Annotated in this window: 7 protein-coding genes; 5 read left to right on the top strand and 2 right to left on the bottom strand. The window is 68.5% G+C overall.

What is annotated here, in order from left to right:
* Window positions 1–105 precede the first annotated feature (105 nt).
* Complete coding sequence (locus DVK44_RS30315; protein WP_114663820.1) at window positions 106–1,605, top strand: serine/threonine-protein kinase; 1,500 nt, start codon at window positions 106–108, stop codon at window positions 1,603–1,605.
* A 27-nt stretch (window positions 1,606–1,632) separates the two neighbouring features.
* Here DVK44_RS30315 and DVK44_RS30320 read toward each other — a convergent pair whose 3' ends face one another.
* Both DVK44_RS30320 and DVK44_RS30325 read right to left on the bottom strand, forming a co-directional pair.
* On the bottom strand, window positions 1,633–3,663 hold the full coding sequence (locus DVK44_RS30320) for an N-6 DNA methylase (RefSeq protein ID WP_114663821.1): 2,031 nt from the start codon (window positions 3,661–3,663) through the stop codon (window positions 1,633–1,635).
* Window positions 3,664–3,747: 84 nt separating this feature from the next.
* Window positions 3,748–5,958: a UvrD-helicase domain-containing protein gene (locus DVK44_RS30325; protein ID WP_114663822.1), complete on the bottom strand. Its 2,211-nt coding sequence runs from the start codon at window positions 5,956–5,958 to the stop codon at window positions 3,748–3,750.
* 140 nt (window positions 5,959–6,098) lie between these two features.
* Between DVK44_RS30325 and DVK44_RS30330 the strand changes: the two genes are divergently transcribed.
* From DVK44_RS30330 to DVK44_RS30345, 4 genes are all read left to right on the top strand, one after another.
* Window positions 6,099–7,061 (top strand): serine/threonine-protein kinase, encoded by a 963-nt coding sequence (locus tag DVK44_RS30330; RefSeq protein ID WP_114663823.1) that lies wholly within the window; start codon window positions 6,099–6,101, stop codon window positions 7,059–7,061.
* Between the two features lie 75 nt (window positions 7,062–7,136).
* Complete coding sequence (locus DVK44_RS30335; protein ID WP_162794122.1) at window positions 7,137–8,681, top strand: serine/threonine-protein kinase; 1,545 nt, start codon at window positions 7,137–7,139, stop codon at window positions 8,679–8,681.
* Window positions 8,682–8,794: 113 nt separating this feature from the next.
* Window positions 8,795–12,100 carry a DISARM system SNF2-like helicase DrmD gene (gene drmD, locus DVK44_RS30340; protein ID WP_114663825.1) on the top strand — a complete coding sequence of 1,102 codons (3,306 nt, stop codon included), beginning with the start codon at window positions 8,795–8,797 and terminating at the stop codon, window positions 12,098–12,100.
* Window positions 12,097–16,422 (top strand): Eco57I restriction-modification methylase domain-containing protein, encoded by a 4,326-nt coding sequence (locus DVK44_RS30345; protein WP_181957564.1) that lies wholly within the window; start codon window positions 12,097–12,099, stop codon window positions 16,420–16,422. Before drmD ends, DVK44_RS30345 begins: the two co-directional genes overlap by 4 nt.
* Window positions 16,423–16,430 lie beyond the last annotated feature (8 nt).

Below are 16,430 nucleotides of genomic sequence, written 5' to 3' on the forward strand. Positions count from 1 at the left end.
TGAACATAGTCCATGAAGATAAGAGGTGGTGATCGATTCACGCTATGCTGCCGGTGCGGCAGCCGGTGATGGCGCCGGCCGCTGGAACAGCGTGGAGAGGCGGACATGCGGGATTCGGAAGTGCGCGACGGGGAAGTCATCCGCGACCGCTACAAGCTCGTGGCGCCGATCGCCAGCGGCGGTATGGGCCATCTCTGGCGAGCCGAGGATCTGCTCGACGGCGGATTCGTGGCGGTGAAACTGGTCCGCTTCGACCAGGAGAATCTGCGCCGACTCGACACGCGGGAACGGGTGGCGGAAGAGGGGACGCTGCGAGGCCGGTTCAAGAACGAGGGGGATGTTCAGCGCTGGTTGAAGCACCCCAACATTCCGGAGATCTACTGCCAGGGTGTGCACCGGGGGATGGACTACCTGGTGATGCGCCTGGTCGAGGGCCAGTCGCTGCACGACTTCTTGGAGGGGGGTCGGCAACTCCCCCTCGGGCCCGCCGTTGCCGTGGCCGTACAGGTGGCCGAGGCCCTCGCCTGCGCGCACGACCGGTCGGTCGTGCACCGGGATGTCAAACCCGAGAACATCATGCTGCCCTGGGAAGGCGGAGCGATGCTGCTGGACTTCGGAATCGCGCGGTCTCTCCATTCGGCGGCGCCACGGTACACCAAAGAGGGCACCAGCATCGGAACCCTCGGGTACCAGGCCCCCGAACAGATCGTGGGGAAGGAACTCACCACCCGCACGGACTCGTACGGCCTGGGCTGCGTCATGTACGAAATGCTCACCGGCCGCGGCCCGTTTCTCGCCGCGGACCCGGACGTGCTGGCGGCCAAGCACCGTTTCGAGGAACCCCTGCCGCCCAGCTGTCACGCCGCCGGTATTCCCCCTGAACTTGACGACCTTCTCCTGCGTATGCTCGCCAAGGACCCCGGCCGACGCCCCGGTATCCATCAGGTACTCGCCGAACTCCGTCCGTTCCAGCCCGTTCTCGGCGACCCGGCGCCGCAGCCCCGCCTGCACCCGGATCCCACGCTTCCGCTGCGTGTCCCGCCGGAGAACCCGCCCTCCACCGCCCCCCTCAGGCATCCCGGCGGCCCCGTGCAGGACGAATGGCTGAGCGAGTCGGCGACGAAGAAGACATGCGAACAGGCGGAGTCCGAACTGGCCGTGGGTGCGCCGGGTGAGGCGGTACGCCGCCTCGCCGAACTCGCGCCACGGGTACGGGAGGAGTGGGGAGCCCGGCGTCCTCTGGTCCGCCGGGTGTGGGAGCTGGCGGCAGAAGGACTGCGGCTCCTCGGGGACTGCGCGGAGGCGGCCCCGCTCTACGAACGGCTCGCCGAGGACGTGAAGCGCCGTACATCGGACGAGGACCGGACGGAGTACGCGGTGCTGCGGCTGCGTGCGGCCGAATGCGGCCTGGTCTTCGGAGAGATCGAGCCGGCCGCGGCGGCGCTGGCGGAGGCCCGCTCGCTCCTCGGGCAACTCTCCGATCCGCGACGAGCGACACGAGTGCGGAGGGTGATTCAGGAGGTGGGAGCCGACTCACTGGAGGTGTGCACCGACCCCGGGATCACGGCGGCCATCGAGGACGTCCTGCGCGAGCCCGGCGCGTAGTCCCGAAACCGCGCGGCTTCCACGCGCTCACCGTCCCGTGAGCCGGCCCGCCACGAGCCCGTCACTGAGATCGTGCACGATCTCCTTCCCGAGGATGTCCAGCCGGTTCAGCAGCGACTCGAAGTCGGCCAGATGACGGAACGCTTCGCTGTGCCGCTGTTGTTCCCCCAACGGCATTTGCAGTACCTGGAGTTTGCGAACGTCCACCCGGGACGTGCTCGACGCGTGTGTCCCCGCCTGACGGCCGTTCGAGGGTGCGCGCAGACACCCCGCGAGAAACCAGGGGTCGAGCCGCTCCGGAGCGGCCCGCAGGGCGTGCAGCTGCGGGCCGAGCAGCATCGGCGGGCCCTGGTGCACCCAGGCCGAGAAGCCTCTGCTCACTCCCACCACCACGACATCGCCCGGTTCGGCCAGCACCGCCGATGGAGCGTCCGCCGCCTCGGCGGGGAGCCATCCGCCGGGCCGGCCGTCGTACAGCACATCGGGCACAGTGAGCACGGGGACACCGGTGCCGGGGAACAGGTCACTTGCCGGGGCCGGTTGTACGGTGGGCTGCTGTCCGGTCCGCAGGGTGAGTGCTCCGGCGCGGATGAGTTCACCGACCGTCGTCGTGCGCTGTTTCCCCGTCTCGTCGGAGACGAGCGTGAGCCCGGCCAGTTTCCGCCCGATGTCCCGCACGCCATCGGCCAGTTCACCGAACCGGATCCATGAATCGCGGAGTCCCGGTGCGTCCTGACCGGGGGCTCTGGGAACATGCCGCGCCGGTGTGAGGTCGACCTGGTCGTCCAGAAGCTCGATGGCGGGTACGGCGACGGCGCCGCCGGCCCCCTTCGCACCGTTGTCGAGCGCGTCCGTGATGTACGCGGTCAGTGCGGGCCAGTCGACGCCGGAATCCCGGAGAGTCTCACGCTCCGGGCCCGCCGCGTCGATCAGGAGGAGGTTCCCCGTCCCTGGGTAGGAACCCGCCGTCCCCGTGACATCCGGGGCGCGCAGCACCCACAGCTGGAGCGAGACGCTGTGCGGCTGGGCACAGCCGGCCGGCAGTGCGATCACCGCGCGCAGCAGTCCGTTGCGCAGCAGCCCGCCCCGGATCCGGCGCCCGGCCTTGCGGGAGGCCACCGCCGGAGGCAGCAGCACCACAGCCGTTCCCCCGGGGGCGAGCCTGGCGGCGATGTGCTGCACCCAGGCGAGTTCGGGCTCCGTACGCGGTGGCAGACCATAGGTCCAGCGCGGGTCGGTGGCGAGTTCCTCGTACCCCCAGTCCCGTTCGTTGAAGGGCGGGTTGCACAGGACGATGTCGGCCCGTGCGGAGGCGAACGGATCGGCCCGCAGCGAGTCTCCCTGCCGTACATCGCCGTGCCCGGGTCCGCCGGAGGCGGTACTCGCCACCTCCAGCCGCGCGGCGGCCAGCGCGGCGAGCGTGGAGTCCTTCTCGCACCCGCTGAGCGTGGCGGGACCGAGGCCCTCCGACATCGCCGCGGCGGCCAGGAGATGGCCCGCGCCGCAGGCCGGGTCGAGTACGGTCGTCGGCCTTCCGGTCACGGCCGTGCCACGTGCCCGGACGGCGATGCCTGCCATGAGGGCGGCCAGTGGTTCGGGTGTCGCACTGATCTGCCGTACGTTCACGTCGAGCCAGCGTCGCAGCAGGAAGGCATAGGTGTCCGCCGCGCCTTCACGACGGCCCAGCTCCACCGCCTTGCGTACCAGCTTCTCCGCGTCGGCCGACAGATTGAACGGCACCGGGCGGCCGGAGCCCGCTGCGCCGCGGCTCATCCGGTGCCCGGCCGCCGCGATCGCGAGGCCTGTCTCGTCCCTGCCGCGCAACGCCTCGAACTGGGGCCAGAGCCATTCGCGGCCCCCGGTCTCCTTGATCTTGTTCTGCGCACGCAGCCAGGTCTCGACATCGGCCAGCGCGAACTGGGGGCTCGCCTCGGTGCCGCCGACGGGTGCGGGGAAGGAGCTGTGCCGCCGCCGCCAGTTGCTGACCGCCGCTCTGCCCACTCCCGCGATCCGCGCGATCTCCGCGAGGGTCACCGGTACAGCGCGAGCTGACGTCATCAAGATCTCCGGGGTCGAGTTAACTGGCGGGTCACGTCAGGCTACTACGACCGTTGACTTTGTTCACAGTGTGCGAGGGGATGTTTACGCGTTCATGACCGGGTGTCCCCGGCGAGGGCCGACGGCAGGGAGCAGGAATCGGCTTGGCTCTCCGTGCCAGGACACGTGGAGCGCTTCGCGCGCCCGGGTACAGGCGACGAACAGCAGGCTCAGTTCGCTCTCGAGGTCTTCCTGATGTCGCTGGGCATCGACGGCCGCGGGAGTGATGGCCGCGGGCATCGGCACCGTACCGTCACTCACACCGGCTACCGCCACACAGCGGAATTCCAGGCCTTTCATCCGATGCATCGTGCCGACCCGAACACCCGGTCCCGGTCCCGGCGCGCCCGACCCCAGGACGTAGGCGGCGATCCCGTCCCGCTCCAGGGCCCCCGCCAGTTCGCGCCCGAACTGGGCGTAGCGGACGGCGACGCCGATGTCCTCCGGTTCGACGCCGGCGGAGATCCACTCCCCGGCGCGCGTCACCAGCGCGCCGATCTCCTCCGTCCTGCCGTCGCAGCCGAGCGTTTCGGGGCGTGCGCCCCGCAGCGTCGAGCGGTAGCCGGACAGGGTCTCGTCCCCGCCGTCCATGTCGTCCGGCTCCTCGCCGGTCAGCAAGGACGCCGCCCAGGCCAGAATCTCCCGGGTGGTGCGGTAGTTGATACGGAGCCGGTACGAGCGTCCGACCACCTGGACGCCGATGGAGCGGAGCGAGACCTTGTTGCCGTAAATGCGCTGATGCGTGTCGCCGGCGAGGAAGAGATCGTCGGGTCCGGGAGGGACGAGCGCACGCAGGAACCGCCACTGGGCGGGGTGGAGATCCTGCGCCTCGTCGACCACCACATGCCGGAACGGGCGCCCGCCTGCCCCCGTTCCCTCCCCACCGCTCTCCCCGGCCCGCTCGTCGAGCACGCGTGCCGCCTCCGAGCACACCTGCAGAAACGTGAACTCACCGTTCTCGGTGAGCTGTTTCTCGAACTCCGCCACAGCGCGCCACAACCGGGCCCGTTTCAGCGGCGCGAGCCGCGTGCCACGGCCTGCTCTGACCGCCTTGAGGTATGCCTCGGGGGTGCGGATGGCCTGCGCCAGCACCACCTGCCGCCACTCCTGGTCGAGGAAGACATCGGTGAAGTCCAGCCCCAGCCGATCGATGATCCGCGTCCAGCGCGCGGTGATCTCCCGCTGGTCGACGAGCAGTTTCAGCGGCTTCCCGCCGTTCGCCGTCCGCAGGGTCTGGTTGGCCAGCGCGTCGACATGGACCACCCGCACCTTGGCCCGTACGGTGCGGTCCGTGACCAGCAGCTCCAGACAGCGTTCCAGCTCGGCCGCGAGATCTTTGGTGTACGTGGTGAGCAGGATCGAGCCGTTGGGCGCGTCCGCCGGGAGCCGCCGGGCCAGGTGGTACGCGCGGTGGAGCGCGACCACGGTCTTGCCCGTCCCCGGGCCACCGCTGACCCGTGCGGGTCCGGCGTACGAGCCCCGGTAGGCCACCCGATGCTGACTCGGATGGAGGAAGATCCGCCACGCGTCGAAGGGCCGCCGGAGGATCTCCATGAGCTCGTCGGGCCCGGACACCAGCGTGACCCGGCCGCGCGAGCGTGCCATCGCGCCGGCCAGCCCGTCGTCGTCGGACGTATCAGGGGTCTCGGCGGCGGTCTGGGCGTACGCCTGAACGAGTTCGCGGTCGATCTCCTCCGGTTCCATGCCGGTCGCGAGCCCGAGCAGCACGTCGTACTGCTGCTCCGGCAGGACCTTGTGCAGCGCCTCCAGGTGCCGCTCGTCGGGGATCAGCCGGATGATCGGCAGGATCTCCGTGTCCACACCGAGACTGCGCAGGATCTTGTCCGGGTACGAGGCCACGGTGAACAGGCGGCTCGGCTCATCGGCGGCCACGGCCCGCAAACTGGCCGTCGCGCGCTCCAGGGCGACATCGTTGCGGATCTCGATGCCTTGGGTGGCCTCGTTGACCGACGCACGGTGTTTGGACGCCCAGGCGTTCGCCTTGTCGTGCGGCAGGACCTTCAGCAGGAGGAAGCTGTCACCCCGCTCGGACTTGAGGACGACGCCCCGCCAGAAGTTGTTGATCCTGATGGTGCGCAGTCTCGGATCCCGCTGGTGTGTGAGTTTCTCCAGGTGCAACCCGCTGTGGGTGGCGGAGGCGAATTTCTCGAACGCCTCGTGGACCCGCTTCTGTACCGGCTTCTCCAACGCCGCGAACTCCAGCAGGAAGTCCCGGTGCATTCCCAGCGTCGCCATCCCAACCCCTCGCGCTCCGTGCCCGCCGTGTGATCCGATCACTGTACTGACCAGCCGCTCAACCACGAGGCCCGTCAAGGAAGTCGTACTTCTGGACTCCCGGACGGACTCATCGGCGAGGAAGGAACGCCACGGACGCCATGAACGCCATCTACGGTGCCCCTCGGGGAGACATCCGGGCAGGAGCCCTGCTGGGCCATCGATACCGCCTCGAACAGCCGCTCGGTCGAGGGGCGATGGGCCAGGTGTGGCAGGGGCGCGACGAGCACCTGGAGCGAAAGGTGGCGGTGAAGACAGTCGTCTCCGAACTGCTTGTCGAGGCGGTGGAACGTGAGCAGGCCCAAGCTCGTTTCCAGCGGGAGGCGAAGGCCGCCGCGGCGCTCGATCACACCAACATCGCCACAGTCCACGACGCGGACATCTCCGGTGATGTCTTCTGGCTGGTGATGCAGCTCGTCGACGGAGCGACACTCGCCACCGTCCTCGACGAGCGGGACCGCCTCGATCCGGACGCGGCCGCCGCGGCCGGCGCCCAGCTCTGCTCCGGGCTGGCCGCCGCCCACGCCGCCGATCTGGTACACCGTGATCTGAAGCCCGAGAACGTCATGGTGCGCCGGGACGGAGTCGTGAAGATCCTCGACTTCGGTCTGGTCAAGTTGGTCTCGGACCCGGGCCCCCGGCTGACCGCCACCGGGATGCGCGCCGGTAACCTGCTCTACGCGTCACCGGAGTTGATCGGCGGCAGTCGGGATCTGGACGGCCGCAGCGACCTGTACAGCGTGGGTTGTCTGCTCCACCACATGCTGACCGGTGCGCCGCCCTTCCCGGCCGCCGGCCCGGCCGCTCTTGTGCGCGCGCATCTCACGGAGCCGCCGCCCGTGCTCGCCGACTCCGGTGTCACCGTGCCCGACGGCCTTCAGGAGTTGGTGCACACCCTGCTTGCCAAGGACCGCGACGACCGTCCTGCCTCGGCCGCCGAGGTCTACGCGGCTCTCGGGCCGTTCCTGCCGGTCTCCGCACCGGGCGCCGACACGCTGCGGCGGTTCGGGCCCGAGGACCCCCGGCGGCCGTTCGTCATGCCACTGGGGCCCTACCCGGTGTGACGAGTGGGACACGCAGAGAGTGAGAGGATGAGCGGGGCATGCGGGGCGGGGCGCCGAGACAGTGGGGGACAGAGCGTGAATCAGTACGTGAATCAACGGATCCTGGGGCGGTACACGCTCGAACACCTACTGGGCCGGGGCGGCATGGGCGAGGTCTGGGCGGCGCGCGACGGGCGGCTCGAACGGTCGGTCGCGGTCAAGTTCCTCGCTCCCCGGGGCCAGAGCAGCTCCCTTTCCGCGATCGAGGAACGGTTCCGCCGCGAGGCCCGGTACACGGCGCGGATTCGGCACTCAGGTGTCCCTGTCGTCCACGACATCGGCCGGCTCGAGGACGGCCGGCTGTATCTGGTCATGGAACTGGTCCGCGGAGACACGCTCGCGACGCTGCTCAAGGACGGCGGACCGTTCGCCGTACCCCGCGCGGCGGCTGTCGCCGAGCAGACCGCCGGCGTACTGGTACGGGCCCATGGCGTCGGTGTGGTGCACCGTGACCTCAAGCCCTCGAACCTGATGCTCACCCCGTCCGGAAAGGTCAAGGTCCTCGACTTCGGCATCGCCGCCGCGCTCGAACCTCGCCCCGACGAACCCAGGCTCACCACGACCGACGGAATCCCCGGCACCCCCGGGTTCATCTCGCCCGAGCAGGCGGACGGCGGCCCCGCGACCGAAAGCAGCGACCTGTACGCGGTCGGCTGTGTGCTGTACGAACTCCTCGCCGGGGTGGCGCTGTTCGCGGCGCCAACCCCGCACGCTCTGATGTACAAGCACGTGTACGAGACGCCCCGGCCGCTCGGGGAACACCGTGCAGATCTTCCCGCGGACCTCGCCGGTCTGGTGATGCGATTGCTCGCGAAGAAGCCCCAGGACCGGCCCGGCGCGGCGGAAGTACGAGAAACGGCCCGTCGCTGGACGGTTCGTTCGCCCGCTGAGCGGCCGGCGAGGACCGGTACTCCCGAGCGCCGTACGGACCCCGCGACCCTACGGCTGCCGGGCGGCCGGGCGGACCGGGCGAGCGCGCCGGGCCGGACCGCGGCCGGTGACGACGCGTCCGATGTGGTGCGGGCGCGGCTCCGGAAGGTGCTCGACACACAGGACGTCCAAGGGGCATTGGCCCTGGTGAAAGAGCAGCTTCACGGTCTGAGCCGGCCGCTGGACTGGGTCGTGCCCGCGGCCGACTGGCTCAGACTCTTCGAATTCCTGATGGGCGCGGAGATCTACGTCGTGGCGATGTCCGGCTATCGGGGGCTCCGGCAGGCACTGGTGGAAGCCGTTCCTGAGGCCCGCGACAAGGACATCCTGGCCTGCCGTGCCGGGTTTGCCAGATGCCTGGCCGAACTCGGTCGGACGCAGGAGGCGCTCAACGCCTACCAGGCCCTCCTTCCCGCCCAGCGGAGCGCCGTCGGCCCGTCCGACCCGGCCGTGCTCGATATGCGCTATGAGATCGCCGCCATCAGGGCCCGCATGGGAGACCGGCCGGCCGCACAGCGGGAGCTGCGGGACTTGCGCCACGACCTGATGCGTCACCTTCCGGACGACGGTGACCGCAACGAGCGCGTGGACGCGCTCCTGGGACGGCTCGCCCGTATCTCGCGGGCGGTACCCACGGATCCTGCACATTGATTGTGAACTGTGTTCACGATCGGCTCTCTTTGTTACGCTGCCCCAGTGCTCGCCCCTGAGACAGCGCAGACCACCCGCACGCCCCGCCAGGACCGAGAGAAGGCGATCCAGCGATGACGCAGGCCGCTCACCGTGCAGCCACCCCGGCCTCGGCGCCGGCCCCGGACGCACGGCTCCCCAAGGAGAACGAGCTGGTCGAGGTACGCGGCCAGAGCTGGGTGGTCGCCCGGGTGGAGCCCGGCGGACCACCGTCCGAAGCCGCTCCCGTATCCGCTGCCGCCGCCACCGCGACCCTCGTCCATCTCCAGTCAGTCGCGGACGGTCGCTTCGGTGACACCCTCTCCGTCATCTGGGAGGTCGAACCGGGCCGCCGTGTGCTCCCCGCCGGATCGCTCCCCGACGCCTCCACCGGCCAGTACGACACACCGTCCCGCCTCGCCGCGTTCCTCGACGCGGTCCGCTGGTCGGCGGTCGCCTCCGCCGACGCCAAGACGCTCCAGGCTCCGTTCCGCTCGGGCGTCGCGATCGAGCCGTACCAGCTCGAACCCGTCTCCCGGGCCGTCGGGGCTCCGCGTGTGAACCTCCTCCTCGCCGACGACGTCGGCCTCGGCAAGACCGTCGAAGCCGGGCTTGTCATCCAGGAACTGCTGCTGCGCGGCCGGGCCCGCCGCGTCATGGTCGTCTGCCCCGCCGGACTGACACTGAAGTGGCGCGACGAGATGGCCGAGAAGTTCGGCCTTGACTTCACCATCGTCGACTCCGAGCACTGCGCCCGGCTGCGCCGCACCCACGGCACCGCCGCGAACCCCTTCCGTGTGCACCCTCTGACCATCGTCTCCCTCCCCTGGCTGCGCGGTCAGAAGGCACAGCGCCTGCTCGGCGAGATCATCCCGTCCGGCGAGCGTACGGACGAGGCGGTGCCGGGACGCGACAGTGAAATCAAAGAAGCCGACGGACCGCGCCGCTTCTTCGATCTCCTCGTCCTCGACGAAGCCCACCACGTGGCACCGGCCGCGCCCAAGCAGGTCTACGCCGTCGACTCCCAGCAGACGAAGCTGATCCGATGGCTCGCCCCGCACTTCGAGCACCGGCTGTTCCTCTCGGCCACCCCGCACAACGGCTACCCCGAGTCGTACACCGCCCTGCTGGAGATCATCGACAACCAGAAGTTCATGCGGGGGATGAACCCGGACGACAAGGCAGTCCGGGAGGCCGCCAAGGAGACGGTCGTCAGACGGCTGAAGAGCACGGTCAAGAATCCCGACGGTACGGACCGCTTCCGCACCCGCACGACACAACAGCTCCCGGTCGACTACACCGACCGCGAACGCGAGATCCATACCCTCCTCTCCGAGTTCGCCGCCCTCCGCAAGAAGCGCATGACGAACAAGGCACGCGGCGGACGCCGTGCTGCCGACCTGGTCACCCTGCTGCTCAAGAAGCGGCTCTTCTCCTCCCCGGCCGCCTTCCTGCGTACCGTACGGATCTACCTCTCCCACCTGGACAACACCGCCGGCCGGCCCCGCGCGGCAGCGGCCGACATCCCCGACTGGCTGGCCGAGTTCCCCGAACTCGCCGCCGAACTCGACGACGAGTCCCTCGCCGACGCCGAGGACGACGCACTGACCCGGTCCACCCGGCTCACCCCGGAGGAGGACGGCGAGGAACTGCGCCTACTGCGCGAGATGGAGCGCTGGGCGCTCACTCACGAGGCCACCGCCGACTCCAAGGCGGCAGAGCTGATCACCTATCTCAAGGCCGTCTGCCGCACCGACGACCAGCACTGGCAGAACGAACGGGTCGTGGTGTTCACCGAGTACCGGGACACCCAGAAGTGGCTGGTCGACCTGTTGCGCCAGGAGGAGATGACCGACGGAGGCCGGGTCGCCCAACTCCACGGCGCTCTCGCCACTCCCGAACGCGAACAGATCCGCCTGGGCTTCCAGGCCGCCCCCGACGGCGACGAGGGCAGGGTACGGATCCTCATCGCCACCGACGCGGCCAGCGAGGGTATCGACCTGCAGAACCACTGCCACCGTCTGGTCAACTACGACATCCCCTTCAACCCCAACAAGCTCGAACAGCGCATCGGGCGCATTGACCGCTGGGGGCAGCGGAAGAACCCGGAGATCTTCCACTTCGTCGGCACGGGCTGGGAACAGGCGGACGTCGGTTCGTACGAGGCCGACCTGGAATTCCTCTCCCGAGTCGCCAAGAAGGTCGCGAAAATGGAGGAGGACCTCGGCTCCGTCAACGCGGTCATCGCCGACGCCGTACAGCGCAGAATGGCCGGCGACCCGACCCCCGTCGACATCGAGAACGCCAGACCCCGGCTCATCGCCGGCCGCAGCACCGGCGGAAACGTCGCCGCCGACCAGAACATCACCGCCCAGGCCAGACGACTCGCCGAACAGTACGACGAGTCCGTCACCACCCTCGGCCTCAACCCCGCCACCATCAAACGCGTCGTCGACACGGCCCTCGCCCTTGACCACCAGCAGCCGCTCAGCCCCTGCCACGACCTCGCCCAGGACATCGACGGCGACCTGTTCACCGTCCCGCCGCTCACCGGCACCTGGGAACGGGCGACCCGCGGCCTCGCCCACAAGCTGCGCCCCGCCGAACTGCGCCCGGTCACCTTCGACGCGAAGGTCGCCGCCGAGGGCCGTGACGACGTCGTACTCGCCCACCTCAAGCACCCGCTCGTCGCGCTCTCCACCCGGCTGCTCACGGCGGCCGTATGGAACGCCGACAGCGTCGGCCTGCACCGCGTCACCGCGGTGGTCACCGACGATCCCGCCGTCGAGACCACTCTCGTCAGCGCGTACGCCCGCTATGTCCTCACCGGCACGGACGGTACCCGGCTGCACGAGGAAATCCTGTACGCGGGCGGCTGGTTCGGCGACACCGGACGCTTCCGCCGCTGGGAGTCGGTACGTTCCCAGGGCGCCACCCTCGCCCACGCGCTCACCACCGGCACACCGGCCGCGCCGCATCTGCGCGACGGCCTCTCCGAAGCCTGGCCCCGGCTCGGCAAGCCGCTGTACGACTCTCTCTCCGCCCGCGCCCGCGAACTGCGCGCGAGCCTGGAAAGGCGCCTTCAGGAACGCAGGGACGAGGAAGAACGCCGGATCAACGCCACGCTCGACCGCTTCGAGGCCACTCTGCGCGCCAAGCTCAAGGAGGAGGGCGACAGCGTCGGCGACCAGATGGCCCTCTTCGGCGACCGCGAGGTCACCGCCACCGAACAGCACCAGTACCAGGAAGACCGCAAGCGCTGGAAGCTCCGCCTCGACAGCCTCGACGCGGAACGCACCCGTGAGCTCGCCGCCATCGCCGGCCGTTACCGTGAGCCCGGCTCGCACCTCTTCCCCGTAGCCGTCGTCTTCGTCATCCCCACCAAGGAAGCCCGCCGATGAGCCGCCGCCCCGACTCCGCCGCCCGCGGCCTTGCCGCCGCCAGGGCCAAGGCCCTCGACGGCCGGGCCCAGCACCAGGAATGGCTCGACCTCACCGAGGTCACCGGCCCCTTCCTCACCCTGCCCGTACTGCGCGGGACCTGGCCCCAGCTCGACGCCATCGAGAAGTCCCAGCGCGAGGCTCTGCGCGGCCGGCACGCCGACTGGCAGACCGATCCCAGGGCGGGTCGCGACGAATGGATCGCGCATATCCTGCGCGACCTGCTGGAGTGGGGCGACGCGCTCACGCTGCGCCAAGGGGATGACGACGATCCGCTCCTGGACCGCTTCACGATCCACGTCCCCGAACACAACGCGCGGCTCAGGGCCGACTTCGCTCTACGTGAGCCCGGCAGCGACCCCGCCGCCGAACCCGACACGGCGGCGGCGGCCAAGCGGGTACCCCTCCTCGGCATGATCCTGCCCGCGGGTACCGTCCCCACCGCGCGCGACGACGGCGCGGGCGGCGGCACGCGAAGCGGCAACGGTACGGCCGGGAGTACGCGAGGAAGCGCGGCGGGGAGCACGGCCGGAAGTATGGCCGGGAGTACGGGCGGCACCTGGTCGGCCACCCCCGCCGACCGCCTGGCCCGCCTCTGCCGCCACCACGGCATCCCCCTCGGCCTTGCCACCGACGGCCGTTGGTGGTGCCTGGTCTGGGCCCCGGTCGGCGGGGTGACCACCACCGCGGTCCTCGACTCCATCGGCTGGAACGAAGCGGCGGAACGCAACGTCGTGCGCGCCTGGATCTCGATGCTGCGCAGATCCCGCTTCTTCCAGTACGAGGAGAAGGACACCCTCGTCGGGCTCCTGAAGCGCAGCCTGGAAGCGGGCGAGGAAGTCACGGACGCACTCGGTGTGCAGGTCCGCCAGGCGGTTGAGCTCCTCGTCGACGCCATAAGCCGGGCGGACGCCCGCGCGATGGAGAACGGCGCGCCGGGCCTGTACCGGGAGGACATCGCGGCCGACGACGTCTACCGGGGCGCGGTCGCCGTCATGATGCGCGTCGTCTTCCTGCTCTTCGCCGAGGAACACGGTCTGTTGCCGGCGGACAACGAGGTCTACGCCCGCTCCTACTCGGCCCGTTTCCTCCGCGCCGAACTCAAGGCCCGGGCCGACGCCGAGGGCGAGGCATCCCTTGAACACACCACCGCGGCCTGGCACAGGCTGATCGCGCTCTTCCACGCCGTACACGGCGGTGTGAACCACCCGGAGCTGAACCTCCCCGCGTACGACGGCTCACTGTTCGACCCACGGAAATACGCCTGGCTGGAGTCCACCAACCCGCTCCTCCCCATCGACGACCGCACGGTCCTCCACATGCTCCAGGCCGTACAAGAGGTCCAGGTCGGCACGGGAAAGAACCGCGAGATCCGCACCCTCAGCTTCCGCACCCTCGGCGTCGAAGAGATCGGCTACGTATACGAGGGTCTCCTCTCGTACGACGGCGAGCGCGCGGTCGACACCGTCGTCGGCCTGATCGGACCGACGGGCCGCGAGCACGAGGTCGAGCTGCGCGAGCTGGAAGCCCTGGCAGCGGGCAGCCAGAACATCAAGACGTTGGCGAAGAAGATCGTCGACGCGTACAAGGAGCCCAAGCCGGGCATCGGCACACCGGCGAAGATCGAACGGCTCCTGGCACCCCTCACGGGCGAGCAGCGCACAGAGGCGGAACGCCTGATCGACGCGGCGTGCAAGGAAAGGGAGTTGACGCAGCGCCTGCTGCCGTTCTTCGGCATCATCAGGCGTGACCTGCGCGGCCTGCCGGTCGTGATCAGGCCCGGAGCCCTGTACGTCACCGAGTCCCCGCTCCGCAAGAACACCGGCACGCACTACACACCCCGGCGCCTGGCGGAGGAGGTCGTCCACCACGCGCTGGAGCCCCTGGTGTACGAACCGGGCCCGCTGCAGACGGCGGACCGCACGCAGTGGGTCCTCAAGAAGCCCCATCAGATCCTGGAACTCAAGGTCGCGGACATCGCGATGGGCTCCGCGGCCTTCCTGGTGGCGGCCTGCCGCTACCTTGCCAACAGCCTGATCGAGGCATGGGAGAACGACGGCCGCCCGGAGGCACTGCGCTACCGGGCGGGCCGGCGAGGCGACGCGATCACGGCGGTCGACGCCGAGTCGGACCAGGTCGTTGTCGAAGCGCGCCGCCAGGTCATCGAGCACTGCCTGTACGGCGTGGACATCAACCCCATGGCCGTCGAGATGGCGAAACTCTCGCTCTGGCTGGTCTCGATGGACCCGACCCGCCCGTTCACCTTCCTGGACGACCGCTTGGTGGCGGGGGACTCGCTGCTGGGGGTAGCCAACATGCAGCAACTTGAGTCCATCCATCTGAAGCCGACAGGCCACGACGACATTTTCGGATGGGTCGAGGGCGCTCGCACGCGGGTGGACCAGCTAACTCGCGAACGGCTCGCCATCACTGCGATCAAGGGCATTGATCTGCCTGCGCTGCTCGACAAGCGTGAGCGCTTGGCACAGGTCAACCTTCACGCAGCACGGCTTCGGCTTGTCGGCGACTTGATCGTCGCGGCGGGGCTTGCCACGTGTGCCTCCGGCCGTGTGCACTGGTACGACGAGCAGGGTGGTACCCGCTTGCGAGACCTGTTCCCCACGGCGGCCAGCATCGTCGGTGGCATTGTCGCCGCAGGGGTAGCTGACGATGCAGAGTCGGTGTGTGCCGCACGAGCGTCGGCGAATGAATGGCTGCGCAGCGAACTACCTGACGGTGGCCTGGAACGGCGTCCAGTGCATTGGCCGTTGGAATTCCCCGAGGTGTTCTCGGGACGCAGTGGGTTTGACGCGATCATTGGCAACCCGCCGTTCCTTGGAGGACAGAAGCTAACGGGCGCGATGGGGGAGGCGTATCGGGAGTACCTGGTGGACTACCTTGCGGGCGGTAAACGGGGTAGCGCCGATCTTGTGGCCTACTTTGAGCTAAGAGCGCACAGTTTGCTGGGTGAATCCGGGCAAACTGGACTAATCGCGACGAATACCCTGGCCCAGGGTGACACCCGTGAAGTCGCCCTTGATCAGCTCATGGACGGCAAGTTTCAGATTCGCCGGGCTGTAAAGAGCGAGAAGTGGCCTTCGAGGTCTGCCGTGTTGGAGTATTGCGCGGTGTGGACCACGGCTCGTCCTCTTGACGCTGGCGCTGTGAGGATCCTTGATGGCTTGGAGGTTCGAGGTATCACCTCGTCCCTGTATCCAGAGTCGCGGGTGTCCGGTCGTCCGCATCGTTTGGCGTCCAGGGCGGGGCAGTCGTTCCAGGGTTCGAACGTGCTCGGCAAAGGATTCGTTCTCACCTGGGAGCAGGCCGAGGAGCTCATCGAGAGCGACCCGCGCAACCGGGATGTGATCTTCCCTTACCTCAACGGAGAAGACCTGAACTCCCGGCCAGACTGCTCCGCAAGCCGTCAGGTGATCAACTTCCACGACTGGACTGAGGAGCAAGCCCGCGAGTACCCGGAAGTATTCGCCATCATCGAGCGAGACGTGAAACCTGAACGAGCCAAGAACAAGCGAACCGCCAGGCGCGAACGGTGGTGGCAATACGCCGAGCGCGCGCCGAGGTTGTACGCAAGCATCGCCGGGATCGACCGTGTCCTGGTGGTAGCACGCGTGAGTAAAACAGGACTTCCAGTTCTTACATCCACAGCCCAGGTGATGAGCGAACAGACAGTTGTTTTTTCTACCGGTCGACTGCACCACCTGGCCTTTCTTAGTAGCGGGGTCCACTACACGTGGGCCGTCACCCGGGCGTCAAGCCTAAAAGGCGATCTTCGCTACACGCCGTCTGATGTTTATGAGACGTTGCCTCAGCCTGTGGCAACGGAACAAATGGAGAGAGTCGGAACCGCGCTCAATGAGTTGAGGGGCGGGATTATGGCCGATCGGCAACTGGGATTGACGAAGCTATACAACATGATCAACGATCGAACTGTTGTGGATAGCGATATTTCCTCCCTCCGCGGTGTCCACCGAGAGATTGATGCAGTCGTGACCGAGGCGTACGGGTGGTCTGATTTGACTCTCGGGCATGGTTTTTATTCAACCCGACAGGGCGCAAGATTCACGGTTGCACCTTCCGTGCAGACTGAAATTCTAGACCGTCTCCTGGAACTGAACCATGCTCAGTACAGAATGGAGGCAGTCAATGGGATTCACGCATCAAGGACGAGGTCATCAATGCGTCGAAATGCATCCACTCTCGGAGGATCGCCCAATAAATCAAACATGAATACCGATTCCGTCGCCTTGGATTCACTGTTTTGATTTCACGG

Source organism: Streptomyces paludis, assembly GCF_003344965.1.
Classification (GTDB): Bacteria; Actinomycetota; Actinomycetes; order Streptomycetales; family Streptomycetaceae; genus Streptomyces; species Streptomyces paludis.